This window comes from Solimonas soli DSM 21787, from assembly GCF_000474945.1.
GTDB lineage: Bacteria > Pseudomonadota > Gammaproteobacteria > Nevskiales > Nevskiaceae > Solimonas > Solimonas soli.
Window position 1 is genome coordinate 36071 of sequence record NZ_KI440840.1, and the last position, 23125, is coordinate 59195.

Below are 23125 nucleotides of genomic sequence, written 5' to 3' on the forward strand. Positions count from 1 at the left end.
TTCCTTGTCGTTCCGAATGTTTCACGGCTTCACTTTCTCGAAGCGGCGCCGGCGTTTTCTGCGGCCTGGATATGCGCGCGGCTGATGACATAGGCACGGATCGCCTCGATCTCTTCCGGCGTGAAGTTTTCCTTGAAGCCGACCATGCCCCGGGCCGACAGAACGCCGTCGGACACGATGCCGTCCCAATAGGCCTTGTTCGCGATGGCGACGGAGTAGCGCAGGTCGGGCGCGATGCCGCCGCTGACGGCACCGCTGCCATGACATACCACGCAGGTGCGATCGTATGCCTTCCGGCCCAGTGCGATGGTCGCAGCGTCGCCGATTTGCGGTGGCGTCTGCAGCGGTTTGGGCGTTTCCGGCGCGGGAGCGGGCAGCCGCTTGTCGCCTCCTAGGGAGAAAGTCAGGACGCGGCTGCGATTGGGCACTGGTCCTTTTTCGCCCCACGACAAGCCACCCACGAGCAGGGGGAACGCGCCGCCCCAGCCCGCCACCAGCGTCACGTATTGCTTGCCGTCTTTCGCCCAGGTGATCGGCGGCGCGATGACGCCGGTCTGCACGTCGTAGGACCACAGCTTCTCGCCGGTCCTTGCGTCGTAGGCATTGAACATGCAGCCGCCGTCGCCCTCGAAGACCAGGTTGCCCGAGGTCGACAGCAGTCCGCCGTTCCAGGCGCTCGGCTGCGGCACCCGCCATACTTCCTTTTGCGACTTCGGGTCCCAGGCGATCAGATAGCCCTTCACCGACTTGCGCACGGCCGCCTTGACCTGCGGATCGTCCGGCAGGTTGAGTGCGCCGAGATCGACGCCGAGGTTCACGCCCTTGGGCTTGGGCGCGAACGTCGGATCGACGACATACGGGAAGCCCAGCTCGTAGGCGGGGATGTAGACGTAGCCCGTGTCCGGGTTGTAGGCCATTGGCATCCAGTCGTGCGCGCCCAGCGCGCCGGGCATCGCCAGCCAAGGCTTGCCGGTCTTGGCGTAGTCCGCGTCCGGATTGAAGATGGGGCGGCCGGTCGCCTTGTCGATGCCCTTGGCCCAGTTCACTGGCACGTAGGGCGCCGCCGAGATGAGCTTGCCGGTGACGCGATCGAGCACGTAGAAGAAGCCGTTCTTCGGCGCCTGCATCAGCACCTTGCGCATCTGCCCCTCGATCTTCAGGTCCGCGAGGATCATGTGGCTGGTCGCCACGTAATCCCATTGATCGCCGGGTGTCTCCTGGTAATGCCAGACGTATTGGCCCGTTTCGGGACGCAGGGCGACGATGGAAGCCAGGAACAGGTTGTCGCCGCCGCCGGCGCTGCGCAGGGTGCGCCGCCAGTACGATCCGTTGCCCACGCCGATGTAGAGCAGATCGAGTTCGGGATCGTAGGCCATGGAGTCCCAGACCGTGCCGCCGCCGCCGCCGTTCTTCCACCATTCGCCGCTCCAGGTGTCGGACACCTTGGCGAGGATTTCGTCGGATGCGGCACCGTCCTTCACGCCCGGCTCGCCCGGCACCGTGTAGAAGCGCCAGACCAGCTTGCCGGTGTCGGCATCGTAGGCCGACAAATAGCCGCGCACGCCGAATTCCGCGCCGCCGTTGCCTATCAGCACGCGGCCTTTGACGACGCGCGGCGCGCCGGTGATGGTGTAGTTCCTCGACCGATCGACCGTGACGGTCGACCACAGCATCTTGCCGCTTCGGGCATCGAGCCCGATCAGGCGGCCGTCGAGCGTGCCGACGAAGACCTTGCCGCCCCAGTAGGCCACGCCGCGATTGACGACGTCGCAGCATGCCTTTACGGCGGTCTCGCCGGGAACTTGCGGATCGTAAGACCAGAGCAGTCTTCCGGACACGGCATCGAAGGCGAACACCTTGGACCAGGCGCTCGTCGTATAGAGCGTGCCGTCCACGACCAGGGGCGTTGCCTCCTGTCCGCGCCGCGTGTCGAGATCGTAGGACCAGGCGAGGCCCAGCTTGCCGACGTTGCCCGCGTCGATCTGCTTCAGCGGACTGTGCCGAGTCTCGTCATAGCCGCGCCCATGACTGAGCCAATTGTCCGCATCCGAAGCCGCCGAAGCGATGCGGCGCGCATCGTTGCTGGCGGCCGCGGTCACCGCCGCATCGGCATCGGGATCGCGGGATCGCTGGCATGCGGCTAGAAGCGCAACAGCCAGCACCAATGTGAATCGGGGAATGCTTTTCATGAGGGTATTTCCAAGCGAGCGGTGCTGGCCGTGCCGCGGGCACGGGCGCATGAAGACCAGGGAAAGCACATCCGAAGCCCGATGCCATCGTGCCGGACTCGAATCTGCAAGGGGCCTTGCCTAGCGGCTCTCCGCCGGCGGCGGCTCCAGCTTCACGAAGTCCACCTTGTCTCTGACCGCGCAATCCGCGCAGGCCCAGTCGTCGGGAACTTTCGACCATAGCGTTCCCGGTGGAAAACCCTCGTGCTCGTCGCCGGCGCTTTCGTCGTAGACATATCCGCATCCCGGACATTGATAACGTGCCATGGTCTTCTCCTCCTGTCGGCGGGCTCTCAGGCTCCTGCCTTGCCGTAGCGCGCGAGAATCTTTTGCCGCTTCGATGGCTGGATGTTCACCTTCGTGATGTCGCCGCCATAGACCGCCAGCACGCGAGGGTCCATGAGCGCGCGCCACAGAGGCGGGAAGTAGGCCAGCGTGAAGCAGAGCGGGTAACCGCCGGGAAGCTCAGGAGCGCGGTCGGTGCGCAGCGCCTGATAGCAGCGCGTCGGGCGTGCGTGATGATCGGAATGACGCTGCAGGTGATACAGCATCAAATTCGAAATCAGATGGTTCGCATTCCAGGAATGCTCCGGCCGGCACCGCTCGTAGCGGCCGTCGGGCAGCTTCTGGCGCAGCAGGCCGTAGTGCTCTATGTAGTTCGAGGTCGAAAGGAACTGCCATCCCCAGAACGTCGAAATGACGATGAACGGGATTACGATCGGTCCGAAGAACGCAAGGGCGGCGCCATAGAGGACCAGCGTGATGGCGAACGATTGCAGCAACTCGTTCTTGAAACTGAACACGCTGCGGCCCTGCCTGGCGAGCCGTACCTTCTCGTCGTGCCAGGCTCGCTTCATCGCGCCGGGGATCTCGCGCTGGACGAATTCGTAAAGCGTTTCGCCGAAGCGCGATGTGGCGGGGTCATCCGGCGTAGCGACGTCCTTGTGATGGCCGCGATTGTGCTCGGCCGAGAAATGGCCGTAGGCCGGAACGGCGAGTACGATCTGCGCGAGCCGCTTTTCGAAGCGGGTGTTCTTGTGGCCGATCTCGTGCCCGACCACGAGCGCGAGACCATTGGTCAGCGAGACCCCGAGCGACACACCCAGATATCCGATCCAGCCATAGTGCTGCGTGGAGACGGCCCAGGCGCCCACGATCCAGCTGACGTAGAACAGCGGAACGGAGAGATAGGCCAGTGCCTTGTAGTAACCGTCGGCTTCCAGGCCGGGCACTGCGGCGTCAGGAGGATTGCTCTCGTCACGGCCGACCAGCGCATCCGCGATCGGCAAAAAGACATACCACAGGAACGGCGTGAACCAAGTCCATCCTATCTGTCCTGTGGTCTTTGCCAGCCAGATGCCGATGGTAGGCGATACAGCGACGAACAGCGGCAGCCACCACCAGTAGCGCTTGCTGTCTCGATACGTGGTCGGCTCCGATGCCGACGTCGTGGGCATTGTGCTGCTCATCTTTTCCTCCGGTAAAAATGCACGTTAGCGTTGAATGGCCAGTTCAGCGGCCGGCGTGACGTTCGAGTCGACCGGCACGCCTCCGACCGATCGATATGGCGGACGCGCAATAGCCATGGCGCCGTCCCTTCGCGGTACGCTCGGCCTCACTCCGAAGTGCACCTCGAACATCCCTATCTCGACCTGGTTCACGACTGCCATAAACTCTCCTCCTTCGTGTTGTCGGCCCGGGCGAGGCAAGCGCAGTGCACGGTGCTTGCCTCATCGCGACTGCAGCCGATCGTGCGGCGGCGGCTGCGTGGCCCGGAATCGTTTGACGCTAAGATAGAGGCGGTCCTTTCGTGAAAAACCGATCGAAAGATCGGGTCCGGCCGGCCTTGGAGCACGTTGAATAGGGCACGCCTTGAGCAGCCGTAGAGCACCATGAAGCAAGCTCCAAAGAATCCAGCGGCGAGAAGCCGGGAGCGCTTCGCCAGCCTGGTGTCGACCAAGCTGGCGCCGCCCGCCGCAGACCCGCGCGCCATCGTCAGGCACAACCTGCCGGGAGTCGTCGGCTCCGAATGGCGTCCGGTGACGGCCATCGTGGCGCCCGCCGGATCGGGAAAATCCACCCTGATGGTCCAGATGCATAACGCCTTCGTGGCGCGCGGAGGCTCGGCGTCGTGGCTCAGTCTGGATGCCGACGACGATGACCCGGCGACGTTCGCGATTTACTTCATCTCGGCGGTCGGCAGCCAGGAGCCGGACTTCGGACAGGACGAGTTGATCGCACTGGAAGCCAATCCCGTTCGGGATTTCGAACCCCTGTTCGATCGCCTGATCAGCCGTCTGGCTTGTGTCGAAGCACCGCGTGCCATTTTCCTGGACGACCTGCAGTACATCCGCAGCAAGACAATCCTGCGCTTTCTCGACAAGCTGCTCGCGCACCTGCCGCACAGGCTGCATCTGGTCATTGCCAGTCGCTCCATCCTGCCCTTGCAGCTCGCGCGTCTCAGGGTCGCCGGCCGCCTGACGGAGATCGATCGCGAAGAATTAAATTTCGATCAGGCGCAAGCCGGCCAGTTCCTGAAGGCTTATCACGAACTGGAGCTGTTGCCGCGCGATCTCGAAGCCTTGCTCTCCTCGACGGAGGGCTGGCCGACTGGCGTGCAGCTTGCCGCGCTCGCCTTGCGCCGCCACAAGGGTCCCGCGGCGGACCTGATCAAGACTTTCTCCGGCCGCAATCGCGATTTGACGCACTATCTGGCGGAGAGCGTGCTGCGCACCCAGCCTGATTCGGTCCGCCGGTTCCTGCTGCGCAGCTCCCCGCTACGAACCATGTGCGCCGACCTGTGCCGCGCCGCGACCGACGAGCCCGACGCCGAAGCACTGCTGGACTACATTGGCAAGGCCAACCTGTTCCTGATCCCGCTCGACAGGGATGGCATCTGGTTCCGCTACCATCATCTATTCGCGGATTTTCTGCAGGCGGAATTCCGCCGTACTGAGCCCGACGAATACCGGAACGTCTGCGCTCGCGCCGCGAAGTGGTATGAGGCCCATGGTCAGCCGGCCGAAGCCGTTCGCTATGTCCTGGAAGCCGAGCACTACGTCGAAGCCGCGGACATGATCGCCCGCCATGCGCCGCACGCTTCGATGTACCGTGGCGATCACTACACGGTGCTGAACTGGTTGCGCCGGCTGCCTGTCGAGTATCACGGCCGGCATCCGGAGATTCTGCTCGCGCAGGCCTGGTCCTGCGCGTTCTCGCGCGAGACCGCCAAGGCGATGACGATCTCGCAGCGCGCGCTTGAACTGCTCCAAGCCGGACACTGGAACTTGGATGCCGAGCAGCGGGACCGCTGCGAGCTGTTGACCCTGAACGTGCAGGCCGCTACCCAGGCCTGCGCCGACGTCATCGAGGACTGCCTCGCGCGTGCCACCGAGCTGCAGCGTAAGGTGTCGCCGGACCAGCCGTTCATCATCGCCACGCTGTCCAACTGCCTCGGATACGGCTACTTCATCCGGCGCGATTTCGCCCGTTGCCAGGCCGCCGCCGTGCGGGCGCACGAGTACGGGCATCGCGCCGGTGCGGCCTACCTGTCCGCCTGGGGTGATTTTCTCCATGGGCTGGCGGACGTGGAGCTGGGGCAGCTGAAGGAAGCGGCGCTCTTCGGGCGCGGAGTGCGCAATGATTCACAGGGTCTCGGCCTTGGACAGAAGAGCTATGTCGCCGGGCTGTCCGCTTTGCTCGATGCCGAGATCGCCATCCAGCATTGCGACTTCAATCGGGCGCGAGAATCGATCGAGGTCGGCCGCGCCTTCAAGGAAATTTTCGGGCCGGCCGAACCTCAGCTGGTCGCGATTCGGAACGAAGCCCGGCTGCTCGCTTATTGCGCACATCTCGATGAAGCGCGCATCGTTCTCCAGGAGGGCCAGGATGCCGCGCTGCGCGAACAACATCTGCGTCTGCACTTCGCGCTGACGATCGAGGAGGCCTCGCTGCAGCTGAGTCTCGGCGATGTCGCCGGCGCGTCTGAAACGGCCCGCAAATGGCAGTTGCGCACCGCGGCGATGGAGATTCCGTCTCGACCGGGACTGACCAAAGCACAGCGCGACGCCTTGCGCCTGCTCGACGCCCGCTTCTGCATCGCGGAAGAAAAATACGACGCGGCCCTTCGCGCATTGACCTTATTGCAGCAGGGGAGGGATGCCGAGTCGCGTGGCGGCTTCTTCTTGTCGGTGACGGTGAATCGCGCGCTGGCGCTTTGGGGCCAGGGAAAGTTCCGTGAAGCGGCGCGACAGCTCGATGTGGCGCTGGAGGGCGCCACTGCCGAGTTTCACGTCTGGCCTTTGATATCGGTGGGCCATAGCTTGATGCCGGTCCTCGACGCGATCGGAAAGCGCCGTGTGGAATCCGCAGAAGCCCCCGCGGATCTGTATCAGCGCAATGCGCTGCGGGACTGGTTGGCGAAGTGGCTGAGCGGCGAGCGCAGTTCAGATAGGCCCAGAGCCGAAGGGAGCGCCGAGCCTGCGATGACCGCGTCGACGGGCGAACCGCTCACTGCGCGCGAACTCAAGCTGCTGAAATTGCTTCAGTCCGGTCTGGATAATCGGCGGCTCGCTGATGCATTGTTGCTCTCGGAGTCCACGGTGAAATGGCATCTGCACAATGTTTACAGCAAGTTGTCCGTCAAAAGCCGAGGCGAGGCCGTGGCACGAGCCATGAAACTGAGTTTGATCTGAGTCACGCGACGTTGGCGAGCTTTGTCGCGCAGTGCGTTCGACAGATGGCAGTGCCGAAGGAGCGTTCGCGCGCCGCTGACATCAGCGCTCAGCTGCTGAGTCCGTCGAAACGCTGGAGCACCGAATCGGGAACGCCCTGCCCTATGGGTTCGGAAAGCTTGGCCTTCAGAAAGCGGTGCGTATCGCGATAGGTCAAACGGTATAGCCTTCGGCATAGATCATAGGCGGCATGGCCTGGCCAATCGGCGCCCAAGAGGTCCCCAGGAAGGCGTGGATCATGGAGTGACGCGCGCCGGAACGAATGCATCAACAGAGTTTGCAGCACGAACGCATTTTCTGGTGACATGCCTTCAGAGGCCAAGCTGACGGCCGGCTCGAAAAAATCGATGAAGCCGCGGTACGTGTCGCTGATCTCCGAAAGATTCCAGCACTCACCTGTCAATTCGGAAACAGCGCGTGCCCCCAGGTCTGGCGCATCCGCCGCATCAAGGACGATCGGGCGCTGCTGCGGTTCCAGCTGCTCCAGGATCTCGGCGAGCGACTGCGTGTCTGCGCTGGGGTGCACGAAAACCCCTGGAGCCAGCGAGGCGAATCCCTCCCATGCCAGTTCGTTGCGCAACCCGTTTCTGTCCAGGGCGCTTCCGGATCGCGGAAACACCACGAGTGTCCACTTCCGGTTCCAGCCGCTTTGCGGCGGGTTGTAGATACGCCGGTACGCGTGCTCGAAGCGCCGGATACCGGATGGCGTCAACGCATATCGGCTGCGTCGGCCATCACGGGCAGATTCGAGCCAGCCCTCCTCGATCAGACGGAAGCAACTGGTGCGGGCCAGGCGTTCGTTCACCGCGAAGGGTTGCAGCAGCTCGATCAGCTCGCTGAGCCACACGCCGCTGACGTTCGGGACGAGGGCATCGCCAAAGATCGTCACGATCAGTGATTTGGAGCGGGGTTTCTCCTCTTTCAGGTAACGCTTGATCCACTCGTTGACCGAACGTGGTTTGCTGGCCATGCCTTTTCTGGAAGACGGAAGAAGGACCTATGTTACTGCTTCCTGCATTGCAACATGATACGGATGAAAAATGTGTTACAGAAACATTGTTGACTAAATAAAAAACGTATCATAATGTTCGAGCCAGGCTTCAAGGAGACGGCAAGATGTACGCGCAACTTGTGGAAACCGGTTCGACAAGACTCAGGAAGCTCGACGAGCTTTCCGGTGACGAGCGGCGCTTCCAGGAGCGCATCGACGCCGGCATCAAGATCGAGCCGAAGGACTGGATGCCCGAGGGGTATCGGAAAACGCTGATCCGCCAGATCAGCCAACACGCTCATTCGGAAATCGTGGGCCAGCTGCCGGAGGGCAACTGGATCACGCGCGCGCCGACACTGAAGCGCAAGGCCATCCTGCTGGCCAAGGTTCAGGATGAAGCGGGGCATGGCCTCTATCTGTACAGCGCCGCCGAGACGCTCGGCGTGTCGCGCGACCAGATGATCGACGACCTGCATTCCGGCAAGGCCAAGTATTCCAGCATCTTCAATTATCCGACCCTGAGCTGGGCCGACATCGGCGCGATCGGCTGGCTGGTGGATGGCTCGGCGATCGTGAATCAGATTCCGCTCTGTCGCTGTTCTTACGGACCCTATGCGCGCGCCATGGTGCGCGTCTGCAAGGAGGAGTCGTTCCACCAGCGGCAGGGCTTCGACATCATGATGGCCCTCTGCCGCGGCACGCCGGAGCAGAAGGCGATGGCGCAGGACGCGCTGAATCGCTGGTGGTGGCCCTGCCTGATGATGTTCGGTCCCAGCGATGCCGAATCCGTCAACAGTGCGCAGTCCGCACAGTGGGGCATCAAGCTGTTCAGCAACGACGAACTCCGCCAGAAGATGGTGGACCAGACCGTTCCGCAAGCCGAGTACCTCGGCTTGACCATCCCCGACCCCGACCTGAAGTGGAACGAAGAGAAGGGGCACTACGACTACGGCGCCATTGAGTGGGCGGAGTTCTACAACGTGGTCAAGGGCAACGGCCCCTGCAATCGCGACCGCCTCAAGGCTCGCGTCGACGCTCACGAGAACGGTGCTTGGTTCCGTGATGCGCTGCTGGCTTACGCCGACAAGCAGGCGCAGCGGTCGACGGCTGCTGCTGCCTGATCCCCAAACGATCCAGGAGGCAAAGCGTGAAAAAGGAATGGCCGCTGTGGGAGGTCTTCATCCGCAGCCAGCATGGTCTCGCGCACAAGCACGTGGGCAGCCTGCACGCGAGCGATGCGGAGATGGCGATCAACCATGCCCGCGACGTCTACACCCGCCGTAACGAGGGCGTGAGTATCTGGGTGGTGCGCTCCGCCGATGTCGTCGCCAGCAGCCCGGACGAAAAAGCGCCGTTGTTCGAGCCGGCCAATAGCAAGGTTTACCGGCACCCGACGTTCTTTCCGATGCCGGAAGAGATCAAGCACATCTAAGGCCCCATACGGGAGCCTTGAAGAGATTCAATGTCGAACGATACCGTTCAATATCTGCTGCGCCTTGGCGACAACGCGCTCATCCTGAGCCATCGGCTGTCCGAGTGGTGCGGGAAGGGCCCCGCGCTCGAAGAGGACATGGCGCTCGCCAATACCGCCCTGGATCTGCTCGGACAGGCGCGCCTCTGGCTCAGCTACGCCGGGGAACTCGAGGACGCCGGCCGGGACGAGGACGCGCTCGCTTACAGGCGGAACGACCGGCAATTCTGCAATCTGCTCCTGGTCGAGCGTCCGAACGGCAGCTATGCCGACACCATGGTGCGGCAGTTCTTCTTTGATGCTTGGCACCACCTTGCACTGCAGGGTTTGTGTCGTTCCGCGGACGAGCGGATCGCCGGCATCGCGGCCAAGGCGATCAAGGAGGTCGAGTATCACCTTCGCCGCAGCAGCGATCTGGTCGTGCGCCTCGGTGACGGGACTGCGCAAAGCCAGAAGATGATGCAGCGCGCGGTCGACGAACTCTGGACCTACACCGGCGAAATGTTCGAATCCGATGGTGTGGATGAGCAGGCAGTCGTCGCCGGCATTGGCTTCGATCCCGTCGCGCTGCGTGAGCCGTGGCTGAGCTACGTCCGCGAAGTCCTGAGCGAGGCGACACTGCGCATTCCGCCCGCCGACGCCTTCATGCAGAAGGGCGGAAAGCAGGGTCGTCACACCGAAGCGCTCAGCTATCTGCTCGGCGAGATGCAGTACCTGCAGCGCGCATATCCCGGCGCGCAGTGGTAGGGCGTCATGCTTGTCCGGTCCGATGCAGTAACAACGCCGGTCCGCCAGGTCTGGGACTGGTTGGCTGAGGTGCCGGATCCGGAAATACCCGCTGTGTCGGTGGTCGATTTGGGCATCGTGCGCGAAGTGAGCTGGAGCGGCGATCCGTCGCAGGAGTGCCTGGTGGCGGTGACGCCCACGTACTCCGGATGCCCTGCGACCGAAGTCATCGCGCGCACCATCGCCGAGACGTTGAAGGAACGCGGCATTCCACAGGTCCGTGTCGAGACGCGTCTTGCGCCGGCCTGGACCACAGACTGGCTGACCCCGGAGGCCCGCGAAAAGCTCCGTCGCTACGGCATTGCCCCGCCGGTCGGTCAGGCCGCCGCCGCGGAGCATGTCGTCGATCTGAGCAGGATTCGCCGCCAAGGCGGATTGCCGACGCCGATCGTCTGTCCGCACTGCGGCTCCACGCATACCGAGTGCGTCAGCGCATTCGGCTCCACGCCTTGCAAGGCGCTGTATCGCTGCCACGCCTGCAAGGAACCTTTCGACTACTTCAAGTGCCATTGAGGCCTGCAAGGCAATGAGCAAGTTCCACGCCCTCCGTGTCGCCAGCTGCAGGCCAGAGACCCGCGACGCGATCGTGGTGACATTCGAAGTCCCGGAAGAGCAGCGCGAAGCCTTCCGCTTCACCCAAGGCCAGCATCTGACGCTGCGCTCGATCTTCGAAGGCGAGGAGATCCGTCGCTCCTATTCCATCTGCGCCGCTCCGGACGAAGGCGTGCTACAGGTGGCGATCAAGCGTGTTCCGGACGGCCTGTTCTCCACCTGGGCGAATCAGGAACTGAAGCCGGGACATCTGATCGAATGCATGGAGCCGGCTGGTCATTTCAATGTCCCGCTGGAGCCGCAGGCTTCGCGCCACCATGTCGCCTTCGCCGCAGGAAGCGGCATCACCCCGGTCCTTTCGATCATCAAGGCAACGTTGAAGGCGGAGCCGGATAGCCGCTTCACATTGTTTTACGGCAACCGTGCCTCGTCCGGCGTGATCTTCAAGGAAGAGCTGGAGAACCTGAAGGATCGCTATCTCACCCGATTCAACCTGGTGTTCATCCTCAGCCGCGAACAGCAGGACATCGAATTGTTCAACGGGCGGATCGATCGCGCCAAGTGCGATCAGCTGTTGCAACGCTGGATCGATCCTTCCGACATCGACGTGGCCTACATCTGCGGACCGCAGAGCATGATGGAGGAGGTGTCCGCGAGCTTGATGCAGCATGGTGTCGACAAGACCCGCATCAAGATGGAGCTGTTCGCGAGCGGCATGCCGCGTGCGCCGCGCAAGCCTTCGAAGACGCCGATCAAGGGCACGAAGGACTGCAAGGTCACGCTGATACAGGACGGTCGAACCCGTGAGTTCTTCGTCGAGAAGAACAAGGACAGCATCCTCGATGCTGCGCTGGAGCAGGGCATCGAGCTACCGTATGCCTGCAAGGGCGGCGTGTGTTCCACATGCCGCTGCAAGATGATCCGTGGCGAAGTGGACATGGACGTCAACTTCGCGCTCGAGGATTACGAAGTGGCGCGCGGCTTCATCCTGACCTGCCAGAGCTATCCCGTCGCTGACGAACTGCTGCTCGACTTCGATCAGGAAAGCTGAGCATGAGAGAGGAACTGCTTCGCCTCGAGCGCAACGGCCGGGTTGCCATCATCCGGCTGCATCGCCCAGACGCCCTCAACGCCCTGTCGCTGCCGCTGCGCGAGGCGTTGCGCCGCGCGCTCGCCGAGATCGACGCGGACGAGTCGATCGGCGCCGCCATCATCACGGGCGACGAGAAAGCTTTTGCTGCGGGTGCCGACGTTCGCACCATGCGTGACTGGAATCGAGAGGACGCTGCAACGAATCCTGACCTGCGTGGCGCCTGGGAGCAGCTGTGCAGCGGGCGCACGCCGGTCATCGCCGCTGTCGCCGGTTTTGCGCTGGGCGCCGGATGCGAACTGGCCATGATGTGCGATTTCATCATCGCCGCCGACAACGCCCGCTTCGGGCAGCCCGAAATCAAGCTCGGGACCATTCCGGGGTCCGGTGGCACGCAGCGTCTGACCCGTCTCGTCGGCCGCGCCAAGGCCATGGACATGGTCCTGACCGGGCGTCTGATCGATGCCATCGAGGCAGAACGCTGTGGTCTCGTTGCGCGCGTCGTTCCGCTCGCTGCGCTGATGGACGAGGCCGTGAAAGCCGCGTCGGAGATCGCAGATCTTTCGGCGCCCGTCGTCCAGCTCGCGCGGCAGGCCGTTAATCATGCCCTCGAGAGCACGCTGGCCGAAGGTCTGCGCTACGAGCGGCGTCTTTTCGAGGAAACCTTTGCGCTTGAAGACCGTCGCGAGGGCATGAGCGCATTTCTCGAAAAACGCAAACCCGCATTCCGGAGCCGATAGGGCCCGCAACCGTTTCAGGAGAGAACATGAAGATTCAGAGCTATGCCGCCGGCAAGTGGGTCAGTGGTGACGGCGGCGAGACGATGCTGAATGCCATTACTGGCGAGCCGGTGGCCGTAGTATCCAGCAGGGGACTCGATTTCGCAGAGATGCTGCGTTACGGGCGCGAGGTCGGCGGACCGGCGCTGCGCAAGATGAACTTCCACGATCGCGCGCTGAAGCTGAAAGCCCTCGCACAGTACCTGATGGAGCGCAAGGAAGCCTACTACGAGCTCTCCAAGGCGACGGGCGCGACGCGCTCGGATTCCTGGGTCGACATCGAAGGCGGCATCGGCACGCTGTTCGCCTATGCCAGCAAGGGCCGTCGCGAATTGCCCAACGCCTCGTTCATCATCGACGGCGCCGTCGAAGGTTTGTCGAAGAGCGGCAGCTTCGTCGGCCAGCATATCCGCGTGCCGCTGCAAGGAGTTGCGGTACATATCAACGCCTTCAATTTCCCCTGCTGGGGCATGCTCGAGAAGCTGTCGGTGAACCTGCTGGCCGGTGTGCCGGCGATCGTCAAGCCGGCGAGCCAGACGGCGTATCTGACCGAGCGCATGTTCCGCGACATGATCGCGTCCGGAATTTTCCCCGAGGGTTCCCTGCAGCTGATCTGCGGCAGCGTCGGCGATCTGTTCGAGCACCTGGAGTGCCAGGACGTTGTGAGCTTCACGGGCTCCGCGTCCACCGGCCAGCGCCTGCGCCAGCACCCCGTAGTCCAGCGCAACTCGGTTCGCTTCACCATGGAGGCCGACTCGCTGAACTCCTGTGTGCTCGGACCCGACGCTGCTCCGGACCAGCCGGAGTTCGAGTTGTTCGTCAAGGAGGTCGCCCGGGAGATGACGACCAAGGCGGGCCAGAAGTGCACGGCGATCCGTCGCGCCTTCGTGCCGCGTGCGCAGCTGGCGGCCGTGACCGAAGCTCTGAAGAAGCGCCTGTCGAAGGTCGTGGTTGGCGATCCTTCGGCTGAAGGTGTGACGATGGGCGCTCTCGCCAGCCTTGCGCAGCGCGACGAGGTCAAGGCCCGCGTCCGTGACCTGATGACGGAAGCAGATCTGGTCTACGGTTCTCTGGATGACTTCAGCGTTGTCGGCGCGGATGCTGCAGCTGGCGCCTTCCTGCCGCCGATCCTGCTGAGCTGCGGCAATCCCCAAGGCGCCAGCGTCGTGCATGAGGTCGAAGCTTTTGGCCCCGTCTCCACGTTGATGCCTTATGACAGTGTCGAAGAAGCAATCCAGCTGGTGCGCCGCGGCGGCGGCAGCCTGGTCGGCTCGGTGTTCACCTATGACAACGACTTCGCTCGGGAGCTGGTGCTCGGTGCTGCGGCTTTCCATGGGCGCCTGCTCATCGTCAACCGCGACTGCGCCAAGGAATCCACCGGCCATGGTTCGCCCATGCCGGGCCTCGTTCACGGCGGCCCGGGCCGCGCCGGCGGCGGCGAAGAAATGGGTGGCATTCGTGGCGTGATGCACTATCTGCAGCGCACCGCTCTGCAGGGTTCCCCTGCCACGATCACGGCGATCACCGGTCGCTGGACCAGCGGAAGTCCCCGCCAGGAGGGCATCCACCCGTTCCGCAAACACCTGGAAGAACTGCAGCTGGGCGACAGCGTCGTCACGGGCACGCGCACGGTCACTCTCGAGGACATCGAACACTTCGCCCACTTCACCGGCGACACCTTCTATGCCCACATGGACGAGAAGGCGGCCAAAGAGAATCCGTTCTTCGGTGGCCGCGTGGCCCATGGCTACTACCTGGTGTCCGCCGCGGCCGGCCTCTTCGTCGATCCGTCGCCCGGTCCGGTGCTCGCGAATTACGGCGTGGACAACCTGCGCTTCCTGACTCCGGTACACCCGGGTGACGTTATTCAGGTCGTTCTGACTTGCAAGGAAAAGAATCCGCGCATCACGGAGCCTTACGGCGAAGTGCGTTGGGACACGGTGATAACGAACCAGGACGGCAAGGTCGTGGCCCAGTACGACGTGCTGACCATGGTGCGGAAGCTCGGTTCAGGTGCAGCCACGGATGTGGCGAAGGAGGCCGCGTGAGCTACGAGAACATCCAGTTCCAGATCGCCGACGGCATAGCGCGCCTGACGCTGAACCGGCCGGACAAGCTCAACAGCTTCACCGTCGCGATGCATCGTGAAGTGCGCGAAGCGCTGACGCTGATCGAGACCGACCCGAGTGTCCGTGTTCTGCTGCTCACCGGCGCCGGCCGTGGTTTCTGCGCAGGCCAGGACCTCGGTGATCGCGCAGTGGCTCCGGGCGACGAGCGCGTGGATCTCGGCGCCTCGGTCGAAGACTGGTACGCACCTCTGGTAAGGACGCTGAAGGCGCTACCACTCCCGGTGGTCTGCGCCGTGAACGGCGTTGCCGCCGGCGCCGGTGCGAACCTGGCTCTCGCTTGTGACATCGTCGTCGCGGCGCGGTCGGCGAGTTTCATCCAGCCGTTCTGCAAATTGGGCCTCATTCCGGATACCGGCGGAACCTATGCCCTGCCTCGCCTGGTCGGGACTGCGCGCGCCATGGGGCTCGCCATGCTCGGTGAAAAGCTCAGCGCCGAGCAGGCGCAGGCCTGGGGTCTGATCTGGAAGGTTGTCGACGACGACAAGCTGAAAGACGAAGTCGAGGCGATGGTTCGCGGTTTCGCGATCGCGCCGACGAAAGGCCTGGCGCGGATGAAACGACTGATCAACGACAGCTTCGAGCACAGCTTCGACGAGGAGCTGATGCTGGAGCGCGACGCCATGCGCGAGCTGGGCTACAGCCGCGACTACGCCGAAGGCGTCAGCGCCTTCATGGAGAAGCGCACGCCGAAATTCATCGGGGGATAGTGTCTCAATGAGTGCCCTCTCTTCGTCCGACCTGATCGGAGTCGTCGGAGCCGGCGCCATGGGCGCAGGTATCGCACAAGTGGCCGCGGCAGCCGGGCATCCGGTCCTGATCCACGACACCCGACCGCTGGCCGCCGACAAGGCGATCGAAACCATTCGTGCGAACCTCGCCAAACAGGTCGAGAAGGGGCGGATGACGGCAGCGGCATACGAAGCTGCGGCGTCCTCCATGAAGGCGGTCACCGACTTGTCTTCCTTCAAGGCCAGCGCGCTGGTGATCGAGGCTGTCGTCGAAGACCTCGACGTCAAGAAGCGCCTGTTCTCCGATCTGGAGTCCATCGTCGCCAACGACGCCATCCTGGCCACGAATACCTCCTCAATTTCGGTGACGGCAATCGGCTCCGCGCTGAAGCATGCCGGACGGCTCGTGGGCATGCATTTCTTTAATCCCGCCCCCGTCATGCAGTTGGTGGAAGTCGTCAGTGGCGTGGCCACCGAAATGGCGATTGCGGAGCGGATCTACGACACCGCCAGAGCCTGGGGCAAGAAACCGGTACACACGCGCTCGACCCCGGGGTTCATCGTGAACCGCGTTGCGCGGCCGTTCTATGCGGAAGGCTTGAGGCTACTGCAGGAGGGCGTTGCGGATTGCGCCACGATCGACGCGCTCATGCGCGAGGCAGGAGGTTTTCGCATGGGGCCGTTCGAGCTGATGGACATGATCGGTCACGACGTCAACTACGCCGTCACGCGTTCGGTGTTCGACGGCTACTACGGAGATCCGCGATTTTCGCCATCGCTGCTGCAGCTCGAGCGGGTCCAGGCAGGGTTTCTCGGGCGCAAGTCCGGTCGCGGTTTCTACGACTATGGAGCCAACGCGGTGCCGCCACGCGCGCGCACGGAAGCGCCGGTGGCATTGTCGATCGCTCCGGCGATCTGGAGCGGCACGGTGCTGGGTGCGGCGCTGGCGGGCCGGCTGCACGCGCGCGGTCTGACCTCGATCGAGCGTCGCGGTGCAGAGGACGGTGTCGTCGCCGCGATTGGTGAAACGACCATTTATCTGAGCGATGGGCGGACGGCGACCGCCCGCGCGGCCGCCACGGGGAATCCCAACGTCGTCGTCGTCGATCTGGTGTTCGATCCCGCGACGGCCACGCGCATTGCGGCGGCTCCCGCGGAGCAATGCAGCGATGCTGCGTGGCGGGACGCAGTAGGCCTGCTCCAGGCCAGCGGCCTGTCGGTATCCCGCCTGAGAGATTCTCCAGGCCTCGCCGTGATGAGGACCGTCGCCATGCTGGCCAACGAAGCGTGCGACGCAGTTCACCAGCAAGTCTGCTCGCCGGCCGACGTGGACTTGGCGATGCGCGCCGGCGTCGCTTATCCCGCAGGGCCACTGGAGTGGGCAGATCGTCTGGGGGCCAGCACGGTGCTGGCAATTCTCGACAATTTGGCGAAGCACTACGGCGAGCCACGCTACCGTGCGTCGCCTCGCCTGCGGCAGAGCAGCCAGTCAGGCAAAGGGCTCCATGAACCAGCCTGAGAAGTCTCTGATCATGACGGTGCTCATGACCTCCGATATGGCCAATTTCAGCGGCAATGTCCACGGCGGAAGGATCCTGTCACTGCTGGACAACGTGGCATATGCCTGCGCCACCCGCTACAGCCGACGGTACGTGGTGACCCTGTCGGTCGATCAGATGTTCTTCAAGGAGCCGATCCATGTCGGAGATCTGGTGACCTTCAAGGCATCGATCAACTACACCGGACGGACCTCGATGGAGGTCGGCATTCGCGTGGAGGCCGAACACATCCTCACGGGTATCTCCCGGCATACCAACACCTGCTACTTCACGATGATCGCCATGGACGACCGGAAGAAGCCGGCGGAAGTGCCCGCCCTGTTGATCGAAACCGAGGACGAGCGTCGCCGCTACCGCGAAGCCGAAGCGCGTCGGCAGCAACGAAAAATATCCGCCGGCGACGGCGGGATTCGCGCAACGAAGGAGGCAGCATGACGGAGTCCATCGACACCGATTTGGCGCGCAGAGTCATCACGGCCATGTTTGAGCGCGACCAGGCCTCCAATTTCCTGGGCATGAAGGTGCTCGAGGTGGGGCCGGGAATGGCTGTGGTCAGCATGACGGTGCGCCAGGAAATGCTGAATGGTCACCATACTTGCCACGGTGGATTCATCTTCACGCTGGCCGACAGCAGCTTCGCATTCGCCTGCAACAGCCGCAACGACGCGACGGTCGCCGCCGGCTGCAGCATCGAATATCTGAGGCCGGCGCGCGTCGGCCAAGTGCTGACCGCCACCGCGGCGGAGCGGGCGCTGCCGGGGCGTACCGGCGTGTACGACGTTTCGGTCACGGATGAGAAAGGCGAACTGATCGCGCTGTTCCGGGGGAAGTCGCACCGCATCGGCGGTCAGGTTGTGTCCGACGGGCAAGCTTGACGATTCCGGGTGCGGAGGTGCTCGTTGCGGTTGATTGCACAGATTACGAACGGGGCTGCACCCACCGTCATGCGGGGCTGCGGCGGCTCGGCGACATTCACGTCTGGCCGTGGTTCCAACGGATCGGAGAACCGTTCATGTCCGCAGCAAAAAAATCGGGAGTGTCGGACCCGATCGAAAAAGCCAGCCGCGATGAGATTCAGGCCCTTCAGCTTCAGCGCCTTCAATGGTCGCTGCGCCATGCTTACGAAAACGTGCCGCATTATCGCCGCAGTTTCGACGCGGCCGGCGTGCATCCCGAAGATCTGAAGAGTCTCGCGGACCTCGCGCAGTTTCCCTTTCTGACCAAGAAGGATTTGCGCGACAACTATCCCTTCGGCCTGTTCGCCGTGCCGCGCGAGCAGATCATCCGGATTCACGCGTCCAGCGGAACCACTGGCAAGCCCACGGTCGTCGGCTATACGAAGAACGACATCGACCACTGGGCCGACGTCGTCGCGCGCAGCATTCGTGCCGCCGGCGGTGGTCCGGGCGATATCGTGCACATTGCCTACGGTTACGGGCTTTTCACCGGCGGCCTCGGGGCGCATTACGGTGCGGAACGCGCAGGTTGTACGGTGGTGCCGATGTCGGGCGGGCAGACCGAGAAGCAGGTCCAGCTGATCTGCGACTTCAAGCCGGACATCATCATGGTCACGCCGTCCTACATGCTCAACATCATCGAGGAGTTCGGGCGTCAAGGGAAGAATCCCGCGGAGTGCAGCCTGCGTGTTGGCATCTTCGGCGCCGAGCCCTGGACCAATGCGATGCGGCGAGAAATCGAGACGCGCGCGGGCATCGACGCCGTCGATATCTACGGTCTTTCCGAGGTCATGGGGCCGGGTGTCGCCAGCGAGTGCATCGAAACCAAGGATGGCCCGGTGATCTGGGAAGATCACTTCTATCCGGAGATCATCGATCCGATGACCGGGGAAGTGCTGCCCGACGGCGCCGAAGGCGAGCTCGTCTTCACTTCCCTGACCAAGGAAGCGTTGCCTGTCATCCGCTATCGCACGCGCGACCTGACGCGCCTTCTGCCGCCGACCGCGCGTTCGATGCGCCGCATCGACAGGATCACCGGACGCTCGGACGACATGCTCATCATCCGCGGCGTCAATGTGTTCCCGACGCAGATCGAGGAATTGATCCTCCAGTGTCCCGAACTGGCGCCGCACTACCTGATCGAAGTCACACGTTCCGGCCACCTCGACGAAATGGCGGTATCCGTCGAACTGTCCGATGCGGCCGGAACCGTCGGTCAGGATCGGGCCAAGGATGTCTCCGGCAAGCTCAAGCACCTGGTCAAGACCTACGTCGGCATCAGCGTCGCCGTGACGGTGCATCCCCCGCAGACGATCGAGCGTTCCGCCGGCAAGGCGAAGCGCGTCGTCGATTCGCGTCCGAAATCCACGGCCCCGGCCGTTACTCCAGTTCCGCTTTCCTGAGGCATCATGAGCCGAGACGCTTTCATCTGCGATGCCATCCGTACGCCGTTCGGACGCTACGGCGGGGCACTGGCCGAGGTGCGGACCGACGATCTGGCGGCGGTGCCGATCCGCGCCCTGATGGATCGCCATCCGCAGCTCGACTGGGCGCAGCTGGATGACGTGATCTACGGTTGCGCCAATCAGGCCGGCGAGGACAACCGCAATGTCGCACGCATGGCCGTGCTGCTGTCGGGGCTGCCGCAGGAAGTGCCGGGCACCACGATCAACCGGCTTTGCGGGTCGAGTCTGGACGCGGTCATCATGGCCGCGCGAGGCATCAAGGCCGGCGATGTTGATCTGCTGATCGCCGGCGGCGTCGAGAGCATGAGCCGTGCGCCGTTCGTCATGGGCAAGGCCGAGTCGGCCTTCTCGCGCGTGGCGCGCATCGAGGACACCACTATTGGCTGGCGCTTCATCAATCCGCTCATCAAGGCGCGCTTCGGCATCGATTCAATGCCCGAAACGGCCGAAAACGTGGCGGCGCAGTTCAACATCGAAAGGGCGGCGCAGGACGCCTTCGCCTGGCGCAGCCAGCAACGTTGGAAGAAAGCTTTCGACGAAGGCTTCTACGATGGGCAGCTGACGCCGGTCACGATTGCGCAGAAGAAAGGTGAGCCGCGCAAGGTGGAGCGCGATGAGCCACCGCGACCCGATACCACGCTGGAGGCACTGGCTCGACTGAAGGGCGTCGTGCGGCCGGATGGTACGGTCACGGCGGGCAACGCCTCTCCCGTCAACGACGGCGCGAGTGCCGTACTGCTGGCTTCCGAGGACGCCGTGAAGCAGCACGGACTGAGACCTCGTGCGCGCGTCGTGGCGAGCGCCGCGGTCGGTATCGAACCGCGCATCATGGGTTTCGCGCCGGCACCGGCTACGCAAAGGGTTTTGCAGAAAGCACGCCTGAAGATCGCCGACATGGACGTCATCGAGCTGAACGAGGCGTTTGCCGCGCAGGGCTTGGCGGTGACGCGCGCGCTCGGCCTGCCCGACGATGCTCCGCAGGTGAACCCCAACGGTGGCGCCATTGCCATCGGCCATCCACTGGGGGCATCGGGTGCGCGTCTCGTCGGAGCGGCGGTTACCCAGCTCGAACGCATCGGCGGCCGTTACGGCCTGTGCACGATGTGCATCGGCGTCGGACAGGGGCTGGCGCTGCTCATCGAGCGCATCTGATCGCTTGCACTCAGGGCCAGACTCTCTGCACTGGCTGCAAAGCGCCAAGTGGCTCCCTTCTCATAATCGATTGAGAACATCGAAATTCCCAGCCCACGGAGCCAGCCATGTCCCCCGATGCGTCGCATGAAGTCGCCCCTCAAGCCGTGCATCTGAAGCACTTTATCGCCGGCAAGGCGGTGGATGCCTCGGACGGTGCTACGATGGAGCTTTTCAGCCCGGTGACCGAAGAATTGACCGGGGTCGCTGCACGCGGTACGGCCGAGGATGTCGATACTGCGGTGAAGGTCTCACGTGCCCAGCTAGACGGTGGCGAATGGAGCCGCCTGAGCGGTTCGCAGCGCGGCGTTCTGCTGAACCGGCTTGCGGACCTGATTGCCCGCGATGCGGAGCTGATTGCCGATATGGATGCGGGCTGCATCGGCCGCATGCCGATCGAGCCGCGCCTTCTGGATCTGCCGAACGCCATCGAGACCTACCGCACATCGGCGGGCTGGGCGGACAAGATCGAAGGGCGCACCATCCCCACGCCCGGTTACATGGGCATGCAGACGCTCTCTTACACCCAGCGCGAGCCGGTCGGTGTGGTCGGCGCGATCACGCCGTGGAACACGCCATTCATGATCACGGCGTGGAAGGTGGGTCCGTTGCTGGCGGCCGGCTGCACGGTGGTCATCAAGCCGTCCGAGGAAACGCCGAACTCCGCGCTTCACTTGGCCCGGCTCTGCAAGGAAGCCGGCATTCCGGATGGTGTCGTCAACGTGGTGACCGGCTACGGCAACGTTGTCGGCAAGGCGCTCTGCGTTCATCCGCAAGTCGACAAGATCACCTTCACCGGCAGCCCGGAAGTTGGCGCCGAGATCCAGCGCACGGCCGGTCCGCTGTTCAAGCGCATCTCGCTCGAGCTCGGTGGCAAGAGCCCGCAGATCGTCTTCGAGGATGCCAACCTCGAAGCTGCGGTGCAGGGCTGTGCGATGGGCGTGTTTTTCAATCAGGGCCAGGTCTGCGCCGCGGGCACGCGCGTGCTGGTGCAGCGCCCGATCGCCGAGAAGTTTGCCGCGATGCTCGCCGGCGCCGCGCAGAGCATCAAGACGGGCCAGCCGGGCGATGAGGGTGTCCAGATGGGGCCGGTCGCCAAGAAGGGACAGTTCGAGCGCGTCAACCGCTACATCCGGCAAGGTGTCGAAGAGGGCGCCAAGCTGCTCGCCGGCGGCACGACCGAGCACACGCGTGGATGGTTTGTGCGGCCCACCGTATTCGTCGATGCGAGCAACGATATGTCGATCGCTCGTGACGAAATCTTCGGCCCGGTGGCGACCGTGATCCCGTTCGATACCGAGGAAAACGCCGTCCGCATTGCCAATGATTCGCGCTACGGCCTTGCCGCGACGGTGTGGACGTCTAACGTTGCGCGTGCACACCGCGTCGCCAAAGGCGTCAAGGCAGGTGCGGTGGGCGTGAACTGTTGGGCGCCGATCGACGCGCGCCTGCCTTGGGGTGGCATGAAGACCAGCGGCGTCGGCCGCGAATGCGGACTGGCCGGCGTGCTGGCCTATACCGAGGAAAAGGTTATCACGGTGCTGCTGGCGCCGTAGAAGCCAGCTCAGCGCGTGCCGCGCAGCTCCTCGAGAAGGAACTCGATGAAGCTGCGGGCGCGCTGAGAGGGGAATCGGGTTTGGGAATAGACGATGTTCACGGGCTGCGGTGTCGGGTAGTAGTCCCGAAGCAGCCAAAGCACGCGCCCTTCCTCGATATCCCGATCCAGCAGCCAATCAGGAATCAGCGCGATGCCCAAGCCAGCGAGGACCATGTCGTACAGCGCCTCCGGATCATTCGCCTGGGCTTGGCCCGCGATCTCGACCGCAGATCGGCCGTGCTCCGATTCGAATTCCCATCGATTGGAGCGCCTTGTGGCAGTGTTCAGTAGGCAACGGTGGTTTGCCAGGTCCTGGGGCGTTTCCGGCGTGCCGGCTCGCGCGATGTATGCCAATGAAGCCACCAGATACTGCTCGGCGATGCCAATAGGACGAGCGACCAGCGTGCTCGATGCAAGCGGCCCGAGGCGGATGCCCAGTTCGATCCCTTCCTCGACGAGATCGAGCGGATTGTCGTCGAGCACGATATCCAGCTGCACCTGGGGATGCCGCTCGAGGAAGCGGCCGAGCAGAGGAACGATCCGGCGCCTCCCGAACGAATGCGGCATCGTCACACGCAGCATACCGACAGCCGCGGCCGGCCGATCCTTGGAGAAGCGGATTTCCTCCACGGCATCCAGCAACTGGCGAGCGTGTTCGTACAGGCGCAGTGCCTCGGTGGTCGGCGTCAGCCGTCGCGTCGTCCGGGCAAACAACTGTACCCCGAGTGTGCTCTCCAGATTCGCGATCTGCTTGCTGATGGACGATTGCGAGATGCCGAGCTCCTGGGCCACCGCCGAAAAGCTGCCGGATTCGCAGGCACGGACGAAAGCCGCATACGTCTGGATCGCGTCCATGATTCATTCCATTT

Annotated in this window: 20 protein-coding genes; 15 read left to right on the forward strand and 5 right to left on the reverse strand. The window is 63.6% G+C overall.

Features of this window, described 5'->3' with window-relative positions; translation table 11 throughout:
* Nucleotides 1–29: 29 nt before the first annotated feature.
* The 3 genes from K344_RS22615 to K344_RS0119070 all read right to left on the reverse strand — a co-directional run bounded on the left by K344_RS22615 (nt 30) and on the right by K344_RS0119070 (nt 3697).
* A complete protein-coding gene (locus tag K344_RS22615) occupies nt 30–2189 on the reverse strand; it encodes a PQQ-dependent dehydrogenase, methanol/ethanol family (RefSeq protein ID WP_043115012.1) in 2160 nt (719 codons plus the stop codon).
* Between the two features lie 120 nt (nt 2190–2309).
* The gene (locus K344_RS23720; RefSeq protein ID WP_084197632.1) at nt 2310–2495 is read right to left on the reverse strand and encodes a rubredoxin; all 186 of its coding nucleotides are present in this window, start codon (nt 2493–2495) and stop codon (nt 2310–2312) included.
* Between the two features lie 26 nt (nt 2496–2521).
* Nucleotides 2522–3697 carry an alkane 1-monooxygenase gene (locus K344_RS0119070; protein WP_051362430.1) on the reverse strand — a complete coding sequence of 392 codons (1176 nt, stop codon included), beginning with the start codon at nt 3695–3697 and terminating at the stop codon, nt 2522–2524.
* A 423-nt stretch (nt 3698–4120) separates the two neighbouring features.
* Here K344_RS0119070 and K344_RS0119075 point away from each other — a divergent pair, with 423 nt between their 5' ends.
* Complete coding sequence (locus tag K344_RS0119075; RefSeq protein ID WP_084197633.1) at nt 4121–6922, forward strand: winged helix-turn-helix domain-containing protein; 2802 nt, start codon at nt 4121–4123, stop codon at nt 6920–6922.
* 88 nt (nt 6923–7010) lie between these two features.
* Here the strand turns inward: K344_RS0119075 and paaX are convergent, their stop codons facing one another.
* Nucleotides 7011–7931: a phenylacetic acid degradation operon negative regulatory protein PaaX gene (gene paaX, locus K344_RS0119080; protein WP_028082014.1), complete on the reverse strand. Its 921-nt coding sequence runs from the start codon at nt 7929–7931 to the stop codon at nt 7011–7013.
* A 146-nt stretch (nt 7932–8077) separates the two neighbouring features.
* Here paaX and paaA point away from each other — a divergent pair, with 146 nt between their 5' ends.
* The 14 genes from paaA (at nt 8078) to K344_RS0119150 (ending at nt 22215) form a co-directional block, all read left to right on the forward strand.
* Nucleotides 8078–9073, forward strand: a complete 996-nt coding sequence (gene paaA / locus K344_RS0119085) for a 1,2-phenylacetyl-CoA epoxidase subunit PaaA (protein WP_028082015.1) — start codon at nt 8078–8080, stop codon at nt 9071–9073.
* A 26-nt stretch (nt 9074–9099) separates the two neighbouring features.
* Nucleotides 9100–9384: a 1,2-phenylacetyl-CoA epoxidase subunit PaaB gene (gene paaB, locus K344_RS0119090; protein ID WP_028082016.1), complete on the forward strand. Its 285-nt coding sequence runs from the start codon at nt 9100–9102 to the stop codon at nt 9382–9384.
* Nucleotides 9385–9414: 30 nt separating this feature from the next.
* Nucleotides 9415–10170, forward strand: coding sequence for a 1,2-phenylacetyl-CoA epoxidase subunit PaaC (gene paaC, locus K344_RS0119095; protein ID WP_028082017.1), 756 nt, complete (start codon nt 9415–9417; stop codon nt 10168–10170).
* 6 nt (nt 10171–10176) lie between these two features.
* A complete protein-coding gene (gene paaD / locus K344_RS0119100) occupies nt 10177–10722 on the forward strand; it encodes a 1,2-phenylacetyl-CoA epoxidase subunit PaaD (RefSeq protein ID WP_028082018.1) in 546 nt (181 codons plus the stop codon).
* A gap of 13 nt (nt 10723–10735) precedes the next feature.
* Nucleotides 10736–11812 carry a 1,2-phenylacetyl-CoA epoxidase subunit PaaE gene (paaE, locus tag K344_RS0119105; RefSeq protein WP_028082019.1) on the forward strand — a complete coding sequence of 359 codons (1077 nt, stop codon included), beginning with the start codon at nt 10736–10738 and terminating at the stop codon, nt 11810–11812.
* Nucleotides 11813–11814: 2 nt separating this feature from the next.
* Nucleotides 11815–12591 (forward strand): enoyl-CoA hydratase-related protein, encoded by a 777-nt coding sequence (locus K344_RS0119110; protein ID WP_028082020.1) that lies wholly within the window; start codon nt 11815–11817, stop codon nt 12589–12591.
* A gap of 26 nt (nt 12592–12617) precedes the next feature.
* A complete protein-coding gene (gene paaZ / locus K344_RS0119115) occupies nt 12618–14678 on the forward strand; it encodes a phenylacetic acid degradation bifunctional protein PaaZ (protein WP_028082021.1) in 2061 nt (686 codons plus the stop codon).
* Nucleotides 14675–15466, forward strand: coding sequence for a 2-(1,2-epoxy-1,2-dihydrophenyl)acetyl-CoA isomerase PaaG (gene paaG, locus K344_RS0119120; RefSeq protein WP_028082022.1), 792 nt, complete (start codon nt 14675–14677; stop codon nt 15464–15466). Before paaZ ends, paaG begins: the two co-directional genes overlap by 4 nt.
* 7 nt (nt 15467–15473) lie before the next feature.
* Entirely contained in the window at nt 15474–17006 is a 1533-nt protein-coding gene (locus K344_RS0119125; protein ID WP_028082023.1) for a 3-hydroxyacyl-CoA dehydrogenase, read from the forward strand.
* Nucleotides 16993–17481 carry an acyl-CoA thioesterase gene (locus K344_RS0119130; protein WP_028082024.1) on the forward strand — a complete coding sequence of 163 codons (489 nt, stop codon included), beginning with the start codon at nt 16993–16995 and terminating at the stop codon, nt 17479–17481. The genes K344_RS0119125 and K344_RS0119130 overlap by 14 nt, the downstream gene beginning before the upstream one ends.
* Entirely contained in the window at nt 17478–17921 is a 444-nt protein-coding gene (gene paaI / locus K344_RS0119135; protein ID WP_028082025.1) for a hydroxyphenylacetyl-CoA thioesterase PaaI, read from the forward strand. The genes K344_RS0119130 and paaI overlap by 4 nt, the downstream gene beginning before the upstream one ends.
* Before the next feature lie 137 nt (nt 17922–18058).
* A complete protein-coding gene (paaK, locus tag K344_RS0119140) occupies nt 18059–19405 on the forward strand; it encodes a phenylacetate--CoA ligase PaaK (protein WP_028082026.1) in 1347 nt (448 codons plus the stop codon).
* A 6-nt stretch (nt 19406–19411) separates the two neighbouring features.
* Nucleotides 19412–20620, forward strand: coding sequence for a 3-oxoadipyl-CoA thiolase (pcaF, locus tag K344_RS0119145; RefSeq protein ID WP_028082027.1), 1209 nt, complete (start codon nt 19412–19414; stop codon nt 20618–20620).
* A gap of 107 nt (nt 20621–20727) precedes the next feature.
* Nucleotides 20728–22215 carry an aldehyde dehydrogenase family protein gene (locus K344_RS0119150; protein ID WP_051362431.1) on the forward strand — a complete coding sequence of 496 codons (1488 nt, stop codon included), beginning with the start codon at nt 20728–20730 and terminating at the stop codon, nt 22213–22215.
* An 8-nt stretch (nt 22216–22223) separates the two neighbouring features.
* Here the strand turns inward: K344_RS0119150 and K344_RS0119155 are convergent, their stop codons facing one another.
* Nucleotides 22224–23111 (reverse strand): LysR family transcriptional regulator, encoded by an 888-nt coding sequence (locus K344_RS0119155; RefSeq protein ID WP_028082029.1) that lies wholly within the window; start codon nt 23109–23111, stop codon nt 22224–22226.
* Between the last annotated feature and the right edge of the window lie 14 nt (nt 23112–23125).